Raw genomic sequence first — 16,527 nt, 5'->3', positions numbered from 1 at the left:
CCCCTAGGGTAGTTCCGCGTCTGCCGCAGCGACCGGCGCGCCTGGGTCCGGAGAGACCGGACGGTAGATGTCGACCTTGCGGAAGAACTGGTCGACGACATAGATGCGCCCGTCGCCGTCCACGTCGATCCCCGCCGGCAGCATGTATTTCCCGGGATAACCCGATTGCCCGCGCTCGCCGATGAACATGAGCAACTGCCCCGCGGGGTCGAAGATCTGGATGTTGCCGAAGGCCGTGTCCACCACGTAGACGTTGCCGGCGGCGTCGGTGGCGATGCCCTTCGGGCGGGCGAACTGCCCGGGAAAGCGCCCCGCCGAGCCGAAGCTGAAGCGGAAGCCGCCGTCGCCGTCGAAGGCCTCGACACGGAAGTTGCCGCTGTCGACCACGTACAGGGTGCCGTCCGCGGCGACGGACGCCTGCAGCGGCAGGTTGAACTCGCCCTCCGCCGCGCCGCGCGCGCCGATGCGGCCGACCGCCTCGCCGCTGCGCGCATCGAAGACGTGCACGGCGTGGTCCATGGAATCCACTCCGCCGGTGTCGACCACGTAGAGGCGCGTCCCGTCGGGGGCGATAGCCACGTCGGCCGGGCGCTGCAGCAGTTCCCCGCCGCCGATGGCGCGCTGGAACACGCCGTCCGCGTCGTAGACCATCACGCGGCGTTCCGTGATGTCGGCGACATAGAGCGTGCCGTCGGCGCCGATGTCGATGCCCATCGGCTTGGACAGCCGGCCCGGCTTCTCGGCGCCGATCTGGAAGAAGCGCTTGCCGGGGATGTCGAACACCATGACGGCGCGCTGTACCGTATCGGTGACATAGACGCGACCCGCGCGTACCGCGACGTCGAACGGCTTGACCAGTCCCATCAGCTTGCGCGCCTCGCCCAGCGCGAACTGCTTGAAACGCATACCGGAGCTGACTTCCTCGACGTCCTCGTTATAGAGCAGCGTGCGTTCGTAGACGAAGCGCGGCTCGGCGGGCGGCGGCGGATAGACCGGGGGGATGAACTCGCGCTCGGCCTCGGGGGTGCCGGCGCAGGAGGCGAGCAGGCAGATGGCGATGACGAGGGTGAGGCGTGAGGCGTGAGGCGTGAGGCGAGGCCTGCGGGGCAGCGCTCGGATGAAATTATTCAAAGCTATCTTTTCACGCCTCACCCTTCACGCCTCACCGTCATTTGATGTGGCAGGTCTCGCACAGCCGGTCGGCGCGGTCGCGCAGCAGCAGGGTGACGTCGGGGTCGTGCACGTTGTGGCAGGTGGCGCATTCGACGCGGTTATCGTAGAGCTTGACGCCGTTGTCAAAGCCGTAGGGTCCGTCGGGGAGGCGGAAGTCGGGGTCCTTGTGGTTGAGTCCGGCATAGGTCATCGAGATCGGATGATCATTGCTGAGATCGGTGTCGAGATGCTTGATGGCGATGCTGTGGGCCACCCTGCCGTTGTGGCACTTGCCGCAGCTCCACAGGTCGTCCGCCTTGTTGATGCGCAGGTGCAGCGCGGCGTCCTCGCTGCTGCGAAAGCCGTTGGGCTTGAACACTGTCATGTCGACCGCCATGGTGCCGTCGTGGCAGGACAGGCAGAGCAGGCTGATCGGGCTCGGCGTGCGGACCTTGTTGTCGAGGGTGAAGCTGTCGTAGAGGTTGTAGGCATCGGAGGCGGGAGTGAAGCGGTTCCAGCCCGAGATGCCGCCCGCCGCGGCGCTGTCGCCGCCCTGTTGCTCCGGCGGAATGTGGCAGTACACGCAGGGCGAGCCGTAGTCGGAGAAGGCGACGCCCGACATTGCCTGCACGCCTGCGCGCTGGTTCAGGCCGGTGAAGTCGTGCTTGCTGCCCAGGATGGTGCCGCCGGCGGCGGTCAGGGTCCACAGCGCGCTTCCCAGCACCAGGACCGTATGCAGGATGGAGCTGCCGATGATCCGTCTCATTGTTGTTTTCCTCGGATGCCTGTTGGGGACGCGCGCCGGTCCGATGCCTGGTCCGCAGGTGGCTGACATTATAATGCAAATGCGGCTATCATTGTCAGGACGCCGCCCGTACGCCGGAATCGCCTATCACTCATGCCGTTGTCTTTCCGTTATGCGCGCCGCGCCGGCGTGATCGCCGCCTGCCTGTCGCTGTTCGCCGCGGCGGCGTCCGCATCGGAGCCGCAGCGCCTGTACAGCCATAACTGCGCCGCCTGCCACGGCGAGCACGGCGACGGGAAGAGCCGCGCCCAGTTCGGCCTGAATCCCCCGCCGCGCGATTTCACGGCGGCGGCGGCATGGCAGGAATTGAGCCGCGAACGCATGATCCTCTCGGTGACCCACGGCCGGCCCGGGACCGCCATGGTCGGCTGGGGAGACCGCCTCAGCGAGGGCGAGATCACCGGCGTCGTCGACTACATCCGCGCAAGCTTCATGCAGGCGCCGGCCGGGCCGCAGCGAAACACGGGCCAGCAGCTCTACAAGCGCCACTGCGCGGCCTGCCACGGCGACCGTGGCAACGGGGCCACCTGGGCGCATAACAGCCTCAATCCGCCACCGCGCGACTTCACCGATTCGGCTATCCGCCGTGAACTCACGCGCGAACGCATGATCCTCTCGGTGACCCACGGCCGGCCGGGCACCGCCATGATGCCCTTCAGCGGCCAGATGAGCGCGCAGGATATTGCGGCGGTGGTCGATTATGTGCGCGTGAGTTTCATGGCGGGTGCGGACGAACCCGCCGCCGCGGCTGCCCCGGAACCGGCCACGACGAACGCGTCCGTGCCGCGGCCCGCGGCGGACATGTCCGCCGCGCTGCCGCGCGGCCTGCGCGGTGACGCCGGCAAGGGGCGCCGTTTCTACCTCGGCAACTGTTACGTCTGCCACGGCGAGCATGGCGACGGACAGGGGCCGCGGTCTTCATTCATCAAGCCGCCGCCGCGCAACTTTCTCGCACCGGAGTCGCGCCGCGTCTTGAACCGGCCGGCGCTGTTCGAGGCGATTTCCTCCGGCAAGCGCGGAACGGTCATGCCCGCCTGGGCGGGCGTGCTGAGCGAGCAGGAGATCGCGGACGTCGCCGAGTTCGTCTTCACGGCCTTTGTCGACCCTCCCGCCGGGGCGGCGGACGCGGCACGGAAAAAAAAAGCCCTGAACTGACGCCGGGTTCGGCGGGGCGCGGTCCTGCCGGCGACCGCACCGGCCGCGAGGTCTACAACAACCACTGTTATTTCTGCCACGGCTACGCCGGCGACGCCCGGACGGTGGCAAGCCGGTTCCTGACGCCGCCGCCGCGCGATTTCACCGCGCTCGATCCCGGCGAGCTGGACCGTGAAGACATCATCCGCGCGGTCTCCACGGGACGTTCGGGCAGCGCCATGATGGGCTTCGAGCATATCCTGAGCCGGGGCGAGATCGAGGCCGTGGCGGATTTCATCCTCGACTCCTTCGTCGAAGGCCGGCGGACGAACGTCCGCTACCATTCCGTGGAGAACGGCTGGCCGGATCACGAGCGCTACGCCGAGGCCTTCCCCTACGCCCTCGGCACGCTCGCACTGGATACGGCGGATGCGGATCTGACGCCGGCGCAGCGCCGGGGCAAGCGCCTGTTCCTCTCCACCTGCGTCGTGTGCCATGACCGCGCGCGCCTGATCGACGATCGCACGCTGTGGGACCGCAGGACGGTATCCTATCCGCGCGGCGGCTACTCGCATCGGGCGGACGGGACCGCCGACGCAGTATCGTCCGCGACCCTTTCGGCGTCGCACGATATCGCCCCGCAGCTGGCCGGCGCGAGCCCGCAACAGCAGCGCGGCGAGGAAATATTCCAGCGCAATTGCGCCTTCTGCCACGCGCGCGACGGCACCGGTCGCAACTGGATCGGCGGCTTTCTCCAGCCGCATCCGCGCGATCTGACCGCCGCGCCCGTCGCGGCGATGACGCATGAACGGCTGCGCGAGGTCATCGCGAAAGGCGTGCCCGGGAGCGCGATGCCGGCCTGGGCGACGGTGCTCGACGAGACGGAGATCGCCGCGGTGGCGGCCTACGTGGAGGCCGCCTTCATCCGGGGGGATGAGGTCGACGGAGAGCGCACGGACAGGGATTGAACGGCGCCCGGCGCGGCTTATCTGTTATATTGGGCAGCCGGCAGGAATGGGCTGCTCGATCAGGCAGGGGTGGCAATGGCGAGACTCAAGGTGGGGGTGGTTGGCGGCACCGGGTACACCGGTGTGGAACTGCTGCGCCTGCTCGCCCGGCACCCGGGGGTCGAGCTGGGCGTGGTGACCTCGCGCGAGCAGGCGGGGCGCGCGGTCGCGGACCTGTTTCAGAACCTGCGCGGGCAGGTCTCCCTGAAGTACACGGCGCCGGAACCGGCGGCCCTGGCGGCCTGCGACACGGTGTTCTTCGCGGCCCCCAACGGGACGGCCATGACCATGGCGCGCGAGCTGCTGGGCGCCGGCGTGCGCATCATCGACCTGGCGGCGGACTTCCGGCTGAAGGACCCGCAGGAATGGAGCCGCTGGTACGGCATGGAGCACGCCTGTCCCGAATTGCTGGCGGAGGCCGTGTACGGCCTGCCCGAGGTCAACCGCGAGGCCGTGCGCGCGGCGCGCCTGGTGGCCAATCCCGGCTGCTATCCCACCGCGGTCCAGCTCGGATTCCTGCCGCTGCTGGAGGCCGGCCTGATCGACCCCGGCCGGCTGATCGCTGACGCCAAGTCCGGCGTCAGCGGTGCCGGGCGCAAGGCCGAGGTCGGCATGCTGTTCAGCGAGGCGGCGGAAAACTTCAAGGCCTACGGTGTCGCCGGCCATCGCCACTGGCCGGAGATCCGCCAGGGTCTCGCGGCGTTCAGCGGGGGAGAGGCGGTCGGACTGACCTTCGTGCCGCACCTGGTGCCGATGATCCGCGGCATCCATGCGACGCTCTACGCGGAGCTGGCGGTGCCCGACGCGGATTTGCAGGCTCTGTACGAGCGGAGATATGCGGATGAGCCTTTCGTCGATGTGATGCCGGCGGGCGCGCTGCCCGAGACGCGCAGCGTGAAGGGCGCCAATGTGTGCCGCATTGCGCAGTACCGGCCGCTCAATCAGCGTACCGTCGTCATCCTGTCGGTGATCGACAATCTGGTCAAGGGCGCGGCGGGACAGGCGCTGCAGAATTTCAACATCATGCATGGTTTCGAGGAAGGGCTGGGACTCGAGGGGATCGCACTGCTGCCGTGACCCGGCGCCGCGCGAACGCGTGGCCGGAACTGCCTGGCGTGCCTCCGCGTTATTTATGTAATGGCGAATAAAACCACACACGTCATCGTGCAGGCCCGGCATCCGCTGCTCCGCCGGGCGCTGTACCTGCTGCTGAGCGTCGCGGTGCTGGCCGGCGGCTGGGTCCTGTTCGATTACGGCCGCGCGCGCGCGGGCTTCGACGCCCATGCGGCACGCGAGGCGCGCGACGCGCTCGCGCAGCGCGTCCTGGAACTGGAGGCGGAGAACAAGCGTCTGAGCGGACAGAACGCGGTGATCGAACAGGCGCAGCAAATCGACCGCCGGGCCTACGAGGAGGTCGATCTCAGCCTCGCCGCCCTGCAGGACGAATTGCTCGAGCTGAAGCAGGAGGCTGCCTTCTACCGCAGGCTCGTCAACACATCCGACGGCGAGAAGGGCCTGCAGATCGAGAGCTTCAAGCTGCAGCGGGACGGGGAGCCGCCGATATTCCGTTACCGTCTTGTGCTGACGCACTATGCCTCCCCGCCCGGCATAGTCCAGGGTGAGGTGCGCATGACGCTGAACGGCATGCGCAACGGGACCCAGGCCGAACTCTCGCATCAGGAACTGTTCAGTGGTGACAAGTCCGCCCTTACGTTCAGGTTCCGGCACTTTCAGGAACTTGACGGCAGCCTGAGCCTTCCCGCCGGTTTCATCCCGACGCGGCTGCAGCTCAGGGTGTCGCCGCGCGACGCCGCCAGGCCGCCGGTGGAGGCCAGCTACAGCTGGACCGAATTGTTTTCATAACGGAAAGGAGACGGGTCATGTGGAATGGAGCCAGGAAGCAGCGGGTCGACAAGGTCGATACCCTGATCGGCCAGCGCACCGAGGTGCACGGAGACATCGTGTTCAGCGGCGGGCTGCACATCGATGGGGCGATCAAGGGCAACATCGAGGCGGGCAACGACGCCGCCACCACCCTGATCCTGAGCGACAAGGGGTCCATTGAAGGCGAGGTGCGCGCCCCCCATATCATGATCAACGGGCAGGTGATCGGCGATATCTACGCCTCCGAGTCGGTCGAGCTCGCCCTCCACGCGCGCATCACCGGGAATGTCTATTACAAACGCATCGAGGTGGCCATGGGCGCGGAAGTGAACGGCAGCCTGGTGCACATGGACGACGCCGACCTGAAGGCGTCCCCCGCCGCCGAGGGGATAAAATACCTGAGTGAATCAGGCGGACATGTTGATTAAAGGCCCGGGGGGGGATTACACTAGTCCCCAACACAAGTAAGGAGATACCCTATGAATTTAGCCAGCTCCGAAGTCACCGCCGACGCCGCTGCGCCTCTGCTGGTGTTCACAAACGCCGCAGCCGCCAAGGTCAAGTCCCTGATCGATGAAGAGGCCAACGAGGCGCTGAAGCTGCGCGTCTTCATCACCGGCGGCGGGTGCTCCGGTTTTCAATACGGGTTTACCTTCGACGAGGCCGTCAACGACGGCGATACGGTGATCGAAAACGGCGGCGTCACGCTGCTGGTCGATCCGATGAGCTTCCAGTACCTGGCGGGGGCGGAGATCGATTATTCCGAAGGACTGGAGGGCGCGCACTTCGTCATCCGCAATCCCAACGCCACCACCACCTGCGGCTGCGGTTCCTCCTTCAGCGCCTGACCGACATCCAGTCAGTGTCGGGGACGGATTTCAAATCCGTCCCCTTGTTGTCTTCAAATCCGTTCCGTGGCTGCTGAGAAGCCGCCTCCATTTCCCCATCACCCCTTGCGGGCGGTCCGATAGATCCCGCCGAGCAGTACCGGCTTTGCCGCCCCGGTCACGCTGGTGAGGTTGCCGGCCTGCCCCGCGAGCGTCTCATGCGCCAGCCAGGCGAAGGCCATGGCCTCGATCCAGTCGGGCGGCAGTCCGTAATCCTCGGTGGATCTGAGCTGGATGTCTCCCAGCAGCGCCTGCAGGCGGAACATCAGGGCGAGGTTGTGGGCGCCCCCGCCGCAGACCAGGATCTCGCGCGTCGCGGGGGCGTGCTCATGCACGGCGCGGACGATGCTGGCGGCGGTCACCTCGCACAGCGTGGTCTGCACGTTCTTCTTGATCATGCGCCCCGTGTGGCGCTTCAGCGCCTTGTCCAGCCAATGGAGATTGAAGTAGTCCGTGCCGGTGGATTTCGGCGGCGGGGCGGCGAAATAGCGGTCGTCCAGCAGGCGCTCCAGCAGCCGCTCGTCGATGCGGCCGCTGGCCGCCCAGCAGCCGTCGCGGTCCATGGGCAGGCGGAGGTGACGCGCGGTCCATTGATCCATCAGCACGTTGCCGGGACCGGTGTCGAATCCGGTGACCGCCGCGCGCGCGTCGGCGGGCAGGATGGTCAGGTTGGCGATGCCGCCGATGTTCAGCACCACGCGGTCGCGCCCGCGCTGCCTGAACAGCAGGTTGTGGAAGGCCGGGACCAGCGGCGCGCCCTGGCCGCCCACGCTCATGTCGCGGCGGCGGAAGTCCGCCACCGTGGTGATGCCGGTCACCGTCGCGATGATGTTCGGATCCGCGATCTGCAGGCTGGACTTCGGCTCGTGCGCGGGATAGTGGCGCACGGTCTGGCCATGGCTGCCGATGGCGACCACCTCGCCCGGACGGATCCCTGCCTGCTTCAGGACGGCGAGCGCGGCCTCCGCGAAGAGGTGACCCAGCTCGGCGTCGAGCTGGGCGAATTTCTTCAGCTCATCGTGCGTCCCTTCGCACAGTTCCTTGAGCCTCTGTCGCAGCGCGGGCGCATAGGGATGGCTGGCGGTGTGCAGCAGCTGCGGGTGCCCGTGCAGGTCGACCAGCGCGGCATCGATGGCGTTCATGCTGGTGCCCGACATCAGGCCGATGTAGAGGTCAGACATGATCAGTGCAATCGCGGCATCAGCGTTTCGGCTGCCGCGCTGGCGGGTCAGGATTCTGCGGCGGGAGGTGTGCTGCCTTATTCCGCGGCATTCAGGGCGATCGAGGCGGGTTTGCCCGACTGCGCGACCAGCATCGCCTGCGTTCGGCTGAGCGCGTCGAGCCGCGCGAGATAGGGCTGCGCTTCGCGGCTGAACGCCGCCATGCGCTGCGCGGGCAGCGGCGCGGCGTCCGGCAGCGGTACGGTGAGCGGGTTGCGGTGCACGCCGTCGACATGGAATTCATAGTGCAGGTGCGGACCGGTGGCCAGGCCGGTCATGCCGACGTATCCGATGACCTGGCCTTGGGTCACCCGGCTGCCGGGGGCGAGGCCGCGCGCGAACTTGGAGAGATGGCCGTAGAGCGTGCTGTACCGGCTGCCGTGCTGGACGATGACCACGTTGCCATAGCCGCCCTTGACTCCCTTGAAGGCGATCTTGCCGTCGCCGGTCGACTTGACGGGTGTGCCGGTGGGCGCGGCATAGTCGACGCCTTTGTGCGAGCGGATCCGGTTCAGGATCGGGTGCATGCGGCCCAGGCTGAAGCCGGAACTCACCCGGGTGAAGGAAACGGGCGAACGCAGGAAGGCCTTGCGCATGCTGTTGCCCTCCGGGGTGTAATACTGCCCCCTGTCGCCGGATTCGGCGTAACGCACCGCGCGATGGACCTTGTCGCGGTTGATGAATTCGGCGGCCAGGATGGCGCCGTCGCGCAGCCTCTCCCCGTTTTTGTACACCTCTTCGTAGAGCACGGAGAAGCGGTCACCGGCGCGGATGTCGAGCGAAAAGTCGATGTCCCAGCCGAAGATCCCGGCCAGTTCCATGGTCAGGTTGTCGCTCAGTCCGGCGCGCTGCGAGGCCAGGAACAGCGAGTCGCTGATGACGCCGCTGGCCTGGGTCACCCGCTTTTCGAGCGGATGCTCGACCACCCGGACGGCAAAGCCGCCCGTGCCGCGCTCGAGCCACAGGGTGTGAGACTCGTCCATGTCGTAGCTGAGCGCAAGGAGTTCGCCGGCCTCACCCGTCTGGACGCGGATCTCCTCGCCGGGATACAGGCGCTTCAGCGACTTCGTGTCGCCGCCGAGCTCGAGGATCGTGTGGAGTTCCTGCGCGCTCAGGCCGAGCCGACCGAAGATGAGCGAAAGGTTGTCGCCGTTTTCGACCCGGGCGGTTTTCCACTCGGGCGCGGGTACCGGCGCCGCGGTCTGCTCCGCGCCGGCCGCGTAGACGAAGGACTGCGCCGGAAGCCCGAGCGGCAGTGCGACACGATCGGCCCCGCCGGTCGCCGGGGACAGTGCGGGCAATGCCGTGACGTCAGGCACGCTGGCCGGCGCAACGACGGGATGCTCGCTGCGCATCGCGCCTGCTTCATACGGGGTGAGTCCGATGATGATGCCGATGCCGATCAGCGCGCCCGCAGCGGTGAGCAGGTGGTGATTGGCGTACAGCGGCTTTTTTACATTGTCACGGGGGGGCTGCTTGAAGTCCCGGTTTTTTATGCACAATCTGTCCATGGTGACATCCTTGTTATTTGCGCTAACCTTAGCTTGTGCATCGCCCGCGGTCAACAATCGCATCAGCGCGCGCCGCCAGTACCGCATCGACCGCGCCGGAAATCCGGATGGAGGTGTCATTTTTCCCTTCAAAGCAGGCATGAGTACGGTAATATATCGGCTATTTTTCAAGCGCCTTAAGCAGTTAAGGGAATTCTATGAGCGGTGTCGGTGATGTCCTGGCGGAAATCAAGCGCGGCGCGGAAGAGGTCCTGCTGGAAGGGGAGCTCGCGCAGCGGCTGGGCGCCGGGCGGCCGCTGCGGGTCAAGGCGGGTTTCGATCCGACCGCGCCCGATCTGCATCTCGGGCACACCGTCCTGCTGAACAAGCTGCGCCAGTTCCAGGAATACGGGCACGAATGCATCTTCCTGATCGGCGACTTCACCGGCATGATCGGCGACCCCACCGGCAAGAACGTCACCCGCCAGCCGCTCACGCGCGACGAGGTGATCGAGAACGCGCGCACCTACGAGGAACAGATCTTCAAGATCCTGGATCCGGGCAAGACGCTGGTGATGTTCAACTCGAGCTGGATGGGCGCGATGGGGGCGGGCGATCTGATCGCCCTGGCGGCGAAGCACACGGTGGCGCGGATGCTGGAGCGCGACGACTTCCAGAAGCGCTACTCGGCCGGGCAGGCGATCTCGATCCATGAATTTCTCTACCCGCTGATCCAGGGCTACGATTCGGTCGCCATCCGCGCCGACGTCGAACTCGGCGGCACGGACCAGAAGTTCAATCTCCTCGTCGGCCGCCAGCTGCAGGAGGCCTTCGGGCAGCCGCCCCAGGTGGTGTTGACCATGCCGATACTGGAGGGGCTGGACGGCGTGCAGAAGATGTCGAAATCGCTCGGCAACTACATCGGCATCAACGAAGCGCCGGACGAGATGTTCGGCAAGCTCATGTCCGTCTCCGATACGCTGATGTGGCGGTACTTCGAGCTGCTGTCGGCGCGCAGCGCGCGGGAGATCGCGGGGTTGAGGCAGCAGGCTGCGGAAGGCGCCAATCCGCGCGATATCAAGTTCCTGCTGGGCGTCGAGCTGGTCACCCGTTTCCACGGGGCGGCTGCCGCCGCACGGGCGCAGGAGCAGTTCGTCGCCCGCTTCCAGCGCGGGGCGCTGCCCGAGGACATCGAGACCGTCACGCTGTCCGCGGAGGCGGAGGACTATCCCATCGCGAGGCTGCTCAAGGATGCCGGCCTGGTGGCGAGCACCTCGGAGGCGCTGCGCATGATCCAGCAGGGCGCCGTGCGGCTCGACGGCGAACGCGTCGAGGACGGCCAGCGGAAGATCGCCCGCGGCGAGACCCATGTCGTCCAGGTGGGGAAGCGGCGCGTCGCCCGGGTGAGCGTCAACTGATGCGGGCGGTGGAGGCAGGGGGACGGGCCCATGGCTGAGTTCACATCGATATCCACTGAGCCGCCGCTGGTTTCGATCTGTATACCGGCCTACAAGGAACGCGACCTGAAGGTGGCGATCGGGAGCGCGCTGGCCCAGACCTATCAGAATATCGAGGTGATCGTCTCCGACGATGCGCCGACCCGCGCGGTGCGCGACGTGTGTGACCGGTTCGGCACGGCCGTGCGCTATGTCTGCAACGAGGATCGCGTCGGGCGCGGACGGGGCAATTACAGGAACCTGATCCGGGAAGCCCGGGGCAAATACCTCAAGTTCCTCCTCGACGACGATTTTCTGCATCCGTTCTGCGTGCGCGAGCTCGTCGGGCTCGCGGAACAGCCGGCCGCGCCGCGCCTGGTCGCGAGCCTGCGCCAGGAGGTCGATGAAGACGGTTCGCCTGTCAAGATCATCAATCCGTTCCAGCTCGAGGCGACGCTGCAGCGGGACGGCCGCGAGCTCATCCGGATCATGGGGCTGTACCTCTCCAACCCGATCGGAGAGTTTTCGACCGTGCTGATACGGCGCGAGGACATGCTGGAACCCTCGGGCGAACCCTGGGGGTTCGAGCTGGAAGGGGAGTTATGGAGGGGGCTGGACGATGTCGCCACCTGGATCAGGCTCGCATTGCTGGGGCCCGTCGCGATACATGCCACTCCGCTTTCCTTTTTCCGCCGCCATCCGAACGCGAACAGCAATCCGGCCTATAACCCCGAGTTCATCTACGCACTCACGGACTGGAGCCTGCTGCTCAGGTATGTCGTCAGGCATCGCTTCATCTCCGGCGATGAGATCGACCGCGCGCTCGCGCGCCTGCGGGAAATCTATGGCATGTGCGCCCACCTGTACCCCGAATTGACCGGCCTGTACGCGCAGACGGTCGCCGAGCTGAAGGGAGCCTAGGCCATGGGCGTACGTGAATGCCGGCTGATCGATCTTCCGAAGGTCCAGGACCCGCGCGGCAACCTCACCTTCATCGAGTCCGAGCGGCACATTCCGTTCAGGATCGAGCGGGTGTACTACCTGTACGACGTCCCGGGCGGGGCAAGCCGCGCCGGCCACGCGCACAAGGCGCTGCACCAGTTCCTGATCGCGATGTCGGGCAGTTTCGACATCCATCTCGATGACGGCAGGGAGAAGAAGACGTTCCATCTCAGCCGATCGTATTATGGTTTGTATATCGGACCCGGGGTCTGGCGCGAGATCGACAACTTCTCTTCCGGCGCGGTGTGCCTGGCGCTCGCGAGCGATATCTATCGTGAAGACGATTATTACAGGGAATACGAGGACTTCGTCCGGGAAGTCAATCGATAGCCGCACGGGAGATGATGATGGAGCGGGATATCGAACGCTATACCGAGGATTATCTCGCGCACTACGGTTTCGAACAGGTTCTGGTCGAGTATCGCCGGAGGGTGGTGCTCGATCAGCTGCGCGTGGTCGGACCGTCCGTCGTGCTGGAGATCGGCTGCGGATCGGAGCTGCTGTACCGGCATTACCTGCAGCACGCCGCGGCCGTCGAGCGCTGGGTGGTCATCGAGCCGGCGCGGGTGTTCTGCGCCGACGCCCGGCAGGCGGCGCTGCCGGGCATGACGGTCGTCGAGGGATTCCTCGAACAGTCGCTGCCCGCCGTGATCGATGCGCTTCCGCGCCCGCCGGACCTGGTGATCTGTTCCGGCGTGCTGCAGGAGGTGCCGTCGTCCGTGGAGATGCTGAACGCCATCCGGGCGACGATGGACGCGGGGTCGCTGCTGCACGTGAATGTCGCCAACGCCGCGAGCCTGCATCGCCGCCTGGCGCTGGCCATGGGGCTGATCCCGGCGCTGAACACCATGAGCGAACGCAACCGGATGCTGCAGCAGCATCGAGTCTACGATCCCGCGTCGCTGGCCGCGGATCTGGCGCAGGCGGGCTTTGCCGTACACGAATCCGGCGGATACCTGGTGAAGCCGTTCACCCATCGGCAGATGGAGGCGATCGCCCCGGCGCTCGGGGATGCCGTGCTGGACGGTCTGTTCGAACTCGGCAGGCGCGAGCCGGCCCTGGCGTGCGAGATCTATGTCAATGCGAAGATCGCATAGCCTTGTGCGAGACCGCCGCGCCGGCCGGGGATCATGCCGCCCGGGCCCAGGTCCGGCATAATCCCGGTTCAGGCGCATGCGCGACGGCGGCATAGGCATTCGGAGATATTCGGGGTCGGATTCGGCGGCATGGGACAGCCATGTCACGGGATCGAGAAACGGCACCTTCATCCACCGCCGTGCTTACATGGATTACCATGCCGGGCGTTTCCCCGACGCGTCCCTGATCGTTTCTGACGGCGGGAAGGTCATCGCCCTGCTGCCCGCAACGATCCGGGACGGCGAGCTGCATTCGCACAAAGGCCTGACGTACGGCGGCCTGATCGTCGGCCGGGATTTTCACGGCAGCCACGCACTGCCGGCATTCTCCGCCATCGCCGCATGGTGCACCGACCACGGGCTGGCAAGGCTTGTGTACAAGGCCATCCCCCACATCTATCACAGCATGCCGGCGGAAGAGGATCTGTACGCGCTGACGCGCCTGGGCGCGCGCCTGTATCGCCGGGATCTCTCCACCGCCATGTATCTCCCGGAACGCTACGCCTACAGCAAAGGTCGCCGGGCGTCCGTCTCGAAGGCGGGCAGGGACACGTTCACGGTCAGGCTCTCGGACGATTACGAGGCGTTCATGGGCATCGAGGCGGACCATCTGCGAGTGAAGCACGGCGTCGCCCCGACCCATAGCGCCGCCGAGATCGCGTTGCTCGCCGCGCGATTCCCCGGCAATATCCGCCTCGTGAGCGCCTACGACCAGGGCGCGCTGCTCGGGGGCGTCATCGTCTACATCACGGACTGCGTCTGCCACGCGCAATACATCGGCGCCACCGGCGAGGGCAAACGGCGGGGCGTCCTCGATGCATGCATCGACCATATCCTGACGCATCTGTGCACGGAGGTGCGCTGGTTCGATTTCGGGATCTCCACCAAGGATTCCGGACGCATGCTGGACGACGCGCTGCTGATGAACAAGGAATCCTGGGGAGGCCGCTCGGTTGTGTATGATCATTACGAACTGGTTTTCTGACCGGCATTCGTGTCACTGCGCATGATCCCGTTCCTGGATCTGAAGGCGCCCCACGCCGAGCTGCGCGATGAGCTGCGGGCGGCTGTCGGGCGCGTGCTCGATTCCGGCCGGTACGTGCTCGGCGGCGAGGTGGAAGACTTCGAGCGCGAGTTCGCCGGGTATTGCGGGGCCGCGCATTGCATCGGCGTCGGCAACGGCCTGGACGCGCTGCACCTGATCCTGCGCGCGTACGGCATCGGGGCAGGGGACGAGGTTATCGTGCCGTCCAATACCTTCATCGCCACCTGGCTCGCGGTCAGTCACGCGGGCGCCGTGCCGGTGCCGGTCGAGCCGGATGAGCGGACGTACAATCTCGATCCCCGGCGGATCGAGGCCGCGCTCACCGCGCGTACCCGGGCCGTCATCGCGGTGCATCTGTACGGCCAGCCGGCCGACATGGATGCCATCAACGCCATTGCCGCGCGACACCGCCTGAAGGTGATCGAGGATGCCGCGCAGGCGCATGGCGCCCTGTACAAGGGACGGCGCGCCGGGTCGCTGGGTGATGCGGCGGGTTTCAGCTTCTATCCGGGCAAGAACCTGGGCGCGCTCGGCGATGGCGGCGCGGTCACGACGAACGACGCCGGCCTGGCGGAAAGGATCCGCATGCTGCGCAACTACGGCTCCGTGCGCAAGTATCACCACGAGGCGATGGGATTCAACTCAAGGCTGGACGAGCTGCAGGCGGCGATCCTGCGCGTCAAGCTGAAGCGGCTCGATGCGTGGAACGACCGGCGCGGCAGGATCGCGGCGGCCTACCTGCATGCGCTGGAAAATGTCTGGCCCGGGCTGCCGCATGTCCCCGACTGGGCGCGCCCGGTGTGGCATCTGTTCGTGGTGCGGTCACGGCACAGGGATGCGCTGCAGAACTGGCTCTCGGGGCGCGGAATCGGCACGATGATCCACTATCCCGTGCCGCCGCACCGGCAGCCCGCCTATGCGTACATGGACATCGCAGCCGGCGCCTTGCCCGTAGCCGAGGCTGTTCACCGTGAGGTGATCAGCCTGCCGATGGGTCCGCACCTGGACGTCGATGACGCGCGCAGGGTGGCGGAGGCGATGAGGCAATTCGCCGCATCCGACCGTTAATGCGCCGGAATTCCGGCCGCTGCCGGCGTTAAACCTTGTGATCGCGGGATGTGCGGCGCCGGGGGTATTCAACGCGAAGCGGTCGATGAATTCCATTCGTACCCGCCGGTGACGAGGAGGACCGCTGACGGCAAACGACTGCTAGACCTGGGTAATAAGGCCGTTTATCCTTCCCGTAACCCGCCGTGCAGCCCGGACCGGCCCATTCCCTTCGAGTTCCGATGACCCCAGCCCAGCCCAGCGCGCAACCCATCTTCGTCGGCGGGACCGGCCGTTCCGGTACCTCGGTGATGGGCGATCTGCTGGGCTCGCACCCGGCGATCGTACTGCCGGCGCACGAGAACAAGCTGATTGTCGAGCAGGGCGGACTGATGGACCTGGTCGACCAGCTGGGCGGCCGGTACGACATGAAGCGCCACCACTACGCCGTCGCGAATTTCATCGGATGGGCGGCAAGGCTGCGGGTGATCGGGTTTGCCGACGCGGCGCTGAATGCCAGGGTGCGCGAGCTGATGGCCGCCGGCACCGGCCTGCACGAGGCCTTCGAGAGTGTCGGGCGCGGGCACCCGGGCGCCGGCTTCAGCATCCACGCGGTCGGTCAGTTCATCGGCATGGAGCACTATGATGCCTGCGTGAACGACTTTGTTCGCGGACTGATCGAAAGCGTATCGGCCGAGGGGATCGTTGATACCGAGGGCCTGATCCGGCCCTTCTTCACGCCGAAGGCGATGACCCGGGCCGAGGCCCTGGCCGCTTGCCGCGCCTTCCTCGGGCGGCTCTACTCCCTTCCGCTCCAGCGCGCCGGGGCCCAGCGCTGGTGCGACGATACGCCCGACAGCTGGCTCTATCTGGATTTCCTGCACGAGCTCTATCCGGGCATGCGCTTCATCCACATGATCCGCGACCCGCGCGATGTGGTGGGTTCATATATGAAACAGACCTGGGCCCCGTCCGATCCGAAGGCGATCGTGGCGGGCTTCAAGGCCCAGTTCGCCGCATACGAGGCCGTGAAGACGCGCGTTCCGGCGGAGTGCGTCAGGGAGATCCGGCTCGAGGACATCTCGGCCGACAAGGCGGCCGTGCTGGACGACCTCAGCGCGTTCCTGGGTGTGGAGAACCGCTTCGACGGTTCCATTTTCGCCGTCGAGAAGGCCGGGACCGGCAGTTACGCGGACAAGCTCGGGCCCGAGGTGACGGGCTGGATAGAGCGAGAGCTTTCCGACTGGATGGTCAGGCACCGGTACCTGGCCTGAGGCTGTTT

Annotated in this window: 17 protein-coding genes; 13 read left to right on the top strand and 4 right to left on the bottom strand. The window is 66.5% G+C overall.

Annotated features, from left to right (window positions below):
• Positions 1-3 precede the first annotated feature (3 nt).
• Positions 4-1,119 (bottom strand): 6-bladed beta-propeller, encoded by a 1,116-nt coding sequence (locus IPK65_00860; GenBank protein ID MBK8161734.1) that lies wholly within the window; start codon positions 1,117-1,119, stop codon positions 4-6.
• Positions 1,120-1,168: 49 nt separating this feature from the next.
• A complete protein-coding gene (locus tag IPK65_00855; protein MBK8161733.1) occupies positions 1,169-1,918 on the bottom strand; it encodes a hypothetical protein in 750 nt (249 codons plus the stop codon).
• 138 nt (positions 1,919-2,056) lie between these two features.
• Between IPK65_00855 and IPK65_00850 the strand changes: the two genes are divergently transcribed.
• From IPK65_00850 to erpA, 6 genes are all read left to right on the top strand, one after another.
• Positions 2,057-3,112, top strand: coding sequence for a c-type cytochrome (locus IPK65_00850; GenBank protein MBK8161732.1), 1,056 nt, complete (start codon positions 2,057-2,059; stop codon positions 3,110-3,112).
• 104 nt (positions 3,113-3,216) lie between these two features.
• Entirely contained in the window at positions 3,217-4,059 is an 843-nt protein-coding gene (locus IPK65_00845; protein ID MBK8161731.1) for a c-type cytochrome, read from the top strand.
• Between the two features lie 75 nt (positions 4,060-4,134).
• Positions 4,135-5,175: an N-acetyl-gamma-glutamyl-phosphate reductase gene (locus tag IPK65_00840; GenBank protein MBK8161730.1), complete on the top strand. Its 1,041-nt coding sequence runs from the start codon at positions 4,135-4,137 to the stop codon at positions 5,173-5,175.
• A 60-nt stretch (positions 5,176-5,235) separates the two neighbouring features.
• Positions 5,236-5,961 (top strand): hypothetical protein, encoded by a 726-nt coding sequence (locus IPK65_00835; protein ID MBK8161729.1) that lies wholly within the window; start codon positions 5,236-5,238, stop codon positions 5,959-5,961.
• Positions 5,962-5,978: 17 nt separating this feature from the next.
• On the top strand, positions 5,979-6,410 hold the full coding sequence (locus IPK65_00830) for a polymer-forming cytoskeletal protein (GenBank protein MBK8161728.1): 432 nt from the start codon (positions 5,979-5,981) through the stop codon (positions 6,408-6,410).
• A gap of 51 nt (positions 6,411-6,461) precedes the next feature.
• Entirely contained in the window at positions 6,462-6,830 is a 369-nt protein-coding gene (gene erpA / locus IPK65_00825; protein MBK8161727.1) for an iron-sulfur cluster insertion protein ErpA, read from the top strand.
• Between the two features lie 98 nt (positions 6,831-6,928).
• Here the strand turns inward: erpA and IPK65_00820 are convergent, their stop codons facing one another.
• Together IPK65_00820 and IPK65_00815 are read right to left on the bottom strand one after the other, a co-directional pair.
• On the bottom strand, positions 6,929-8,050 hold the full coding sequence (locus IPK65_00820) for an anhydro-N-acetylmuramic acid kinase (GenBank protein ID MBK8161726.1): 1,122 nt from the start codon (positions 8,048-8,050) through the stop codon (positions 6,929-6,931).
• 77 nt (positions 8,051-8,127) lie between these two features.
• Complete coding sequence (locus tag IPK65_00815; protein MBK8161725.1) at positions 8,128-9,444, bottom strand: peptidoglycan DD-metalloendopeptidase family protein; 1,317 nt, start codon at positions 9,442-9,444, stop codon at positions 8,128-8,130.
• A 353-nt stretch (positions 9,445-9,797) separates the two neighbouring features.
• On the opposite strand from IPK65_00815, the gene IPK65_00810 reads away from it, so the two are divergent.
• From IPK65_00810 to IPK65_00780, 7 genes are all read left to right on the top strand, one after another.
• A complete protein-coding gene (locus tag IPK65_00810; protein ID MBK8161724.1) occupies positions 9,798-10,997 on the top strand; it encodes a tyrosine--tRNA ligase in 1,200 nt (399 codons plus the stop codon).
• 30 nt (positions 10,998-11,027) lie between these two features.
• A complete protein-coding gene (locus IPK65_00805; protein ID MBK8161723.1) occupies positions 11,028-11,936 on the top strand; it encodes a glycosyltransferase family 2 protein in 909 nt (302 codons plus the stop codon).
• A 3-nt stretch (positions 11,937-11,939) separates the two neighbouring features.
• Complete coding sequence (locus tag IPK65_00800) at positions 11,940-12,347, top strand: WxcM-like domain-containing protein (GenBank protein ID MBK8161722.1); 408 nt, start codon at positions 11,940-11,942, stop codon at positions 12,345-12,347.
• A 17-nt stretch (positions 12,348-12,364) separates the two neighbouring features.
• On the top strand, positions 12,365-13,114 hold the full coding sequence (locus IPK65_00795; GenBank protein MBK8161721.1) for a methyltransferase domain-containing protein: 750 nt from the start codon (positions 12,365-12,367) through the stop codon (positions 13,112-13,114).
• Positions 13,115-13,301: 187 nt separating this feature from the next.
• Positions 13,302-14,138, top strand: coding sequence for a GNAT family N-acetyltransferase (locus IPK65_00790; protein ID MBK8161720.1), 837 nt, complete (start codon positions 13,302-13,304; stop codon positions 14,136-14,138).
• Positions 14,139-14,159: 21 nt separating this feature from the next.
• Complete coding sequence (locus IPK65_00785; protein MBK8161719.1) at positions 14,160-15,266, top strand: DegT/DnrJ/EryC1/StrS family aminotransferase; 1,107 nt, start codon at positions 14,160-14,162, stop codon at positions 15,264-15,266.
• Positions 15,267-15,487: 221 nt separating this feature from the next.
• Positions 15,488-16,519, top strand: coding sequence for a sulfotransferase (locus tag IPK65_00780; GenBank protein ID MBK8161718.1), 1,032 nt, complete (start codon positions 15,488-15,490; stop codon positions 16,517-16,519).
• Positions 16,520-16,527: the final 8 nt, after the last annotated feature.

Source organism: Gammaproteobacteria bacterium (assembly GCA_016712635.1).
Classification (GTDB): Bacteria; Pseudomonadota; Gammaproteobacteria; order SZUA-140; family SZUA-140; genus JADJWH01.
This window is presented reverse-complemented; position numbering and strand designations above follow the sequence as displayed.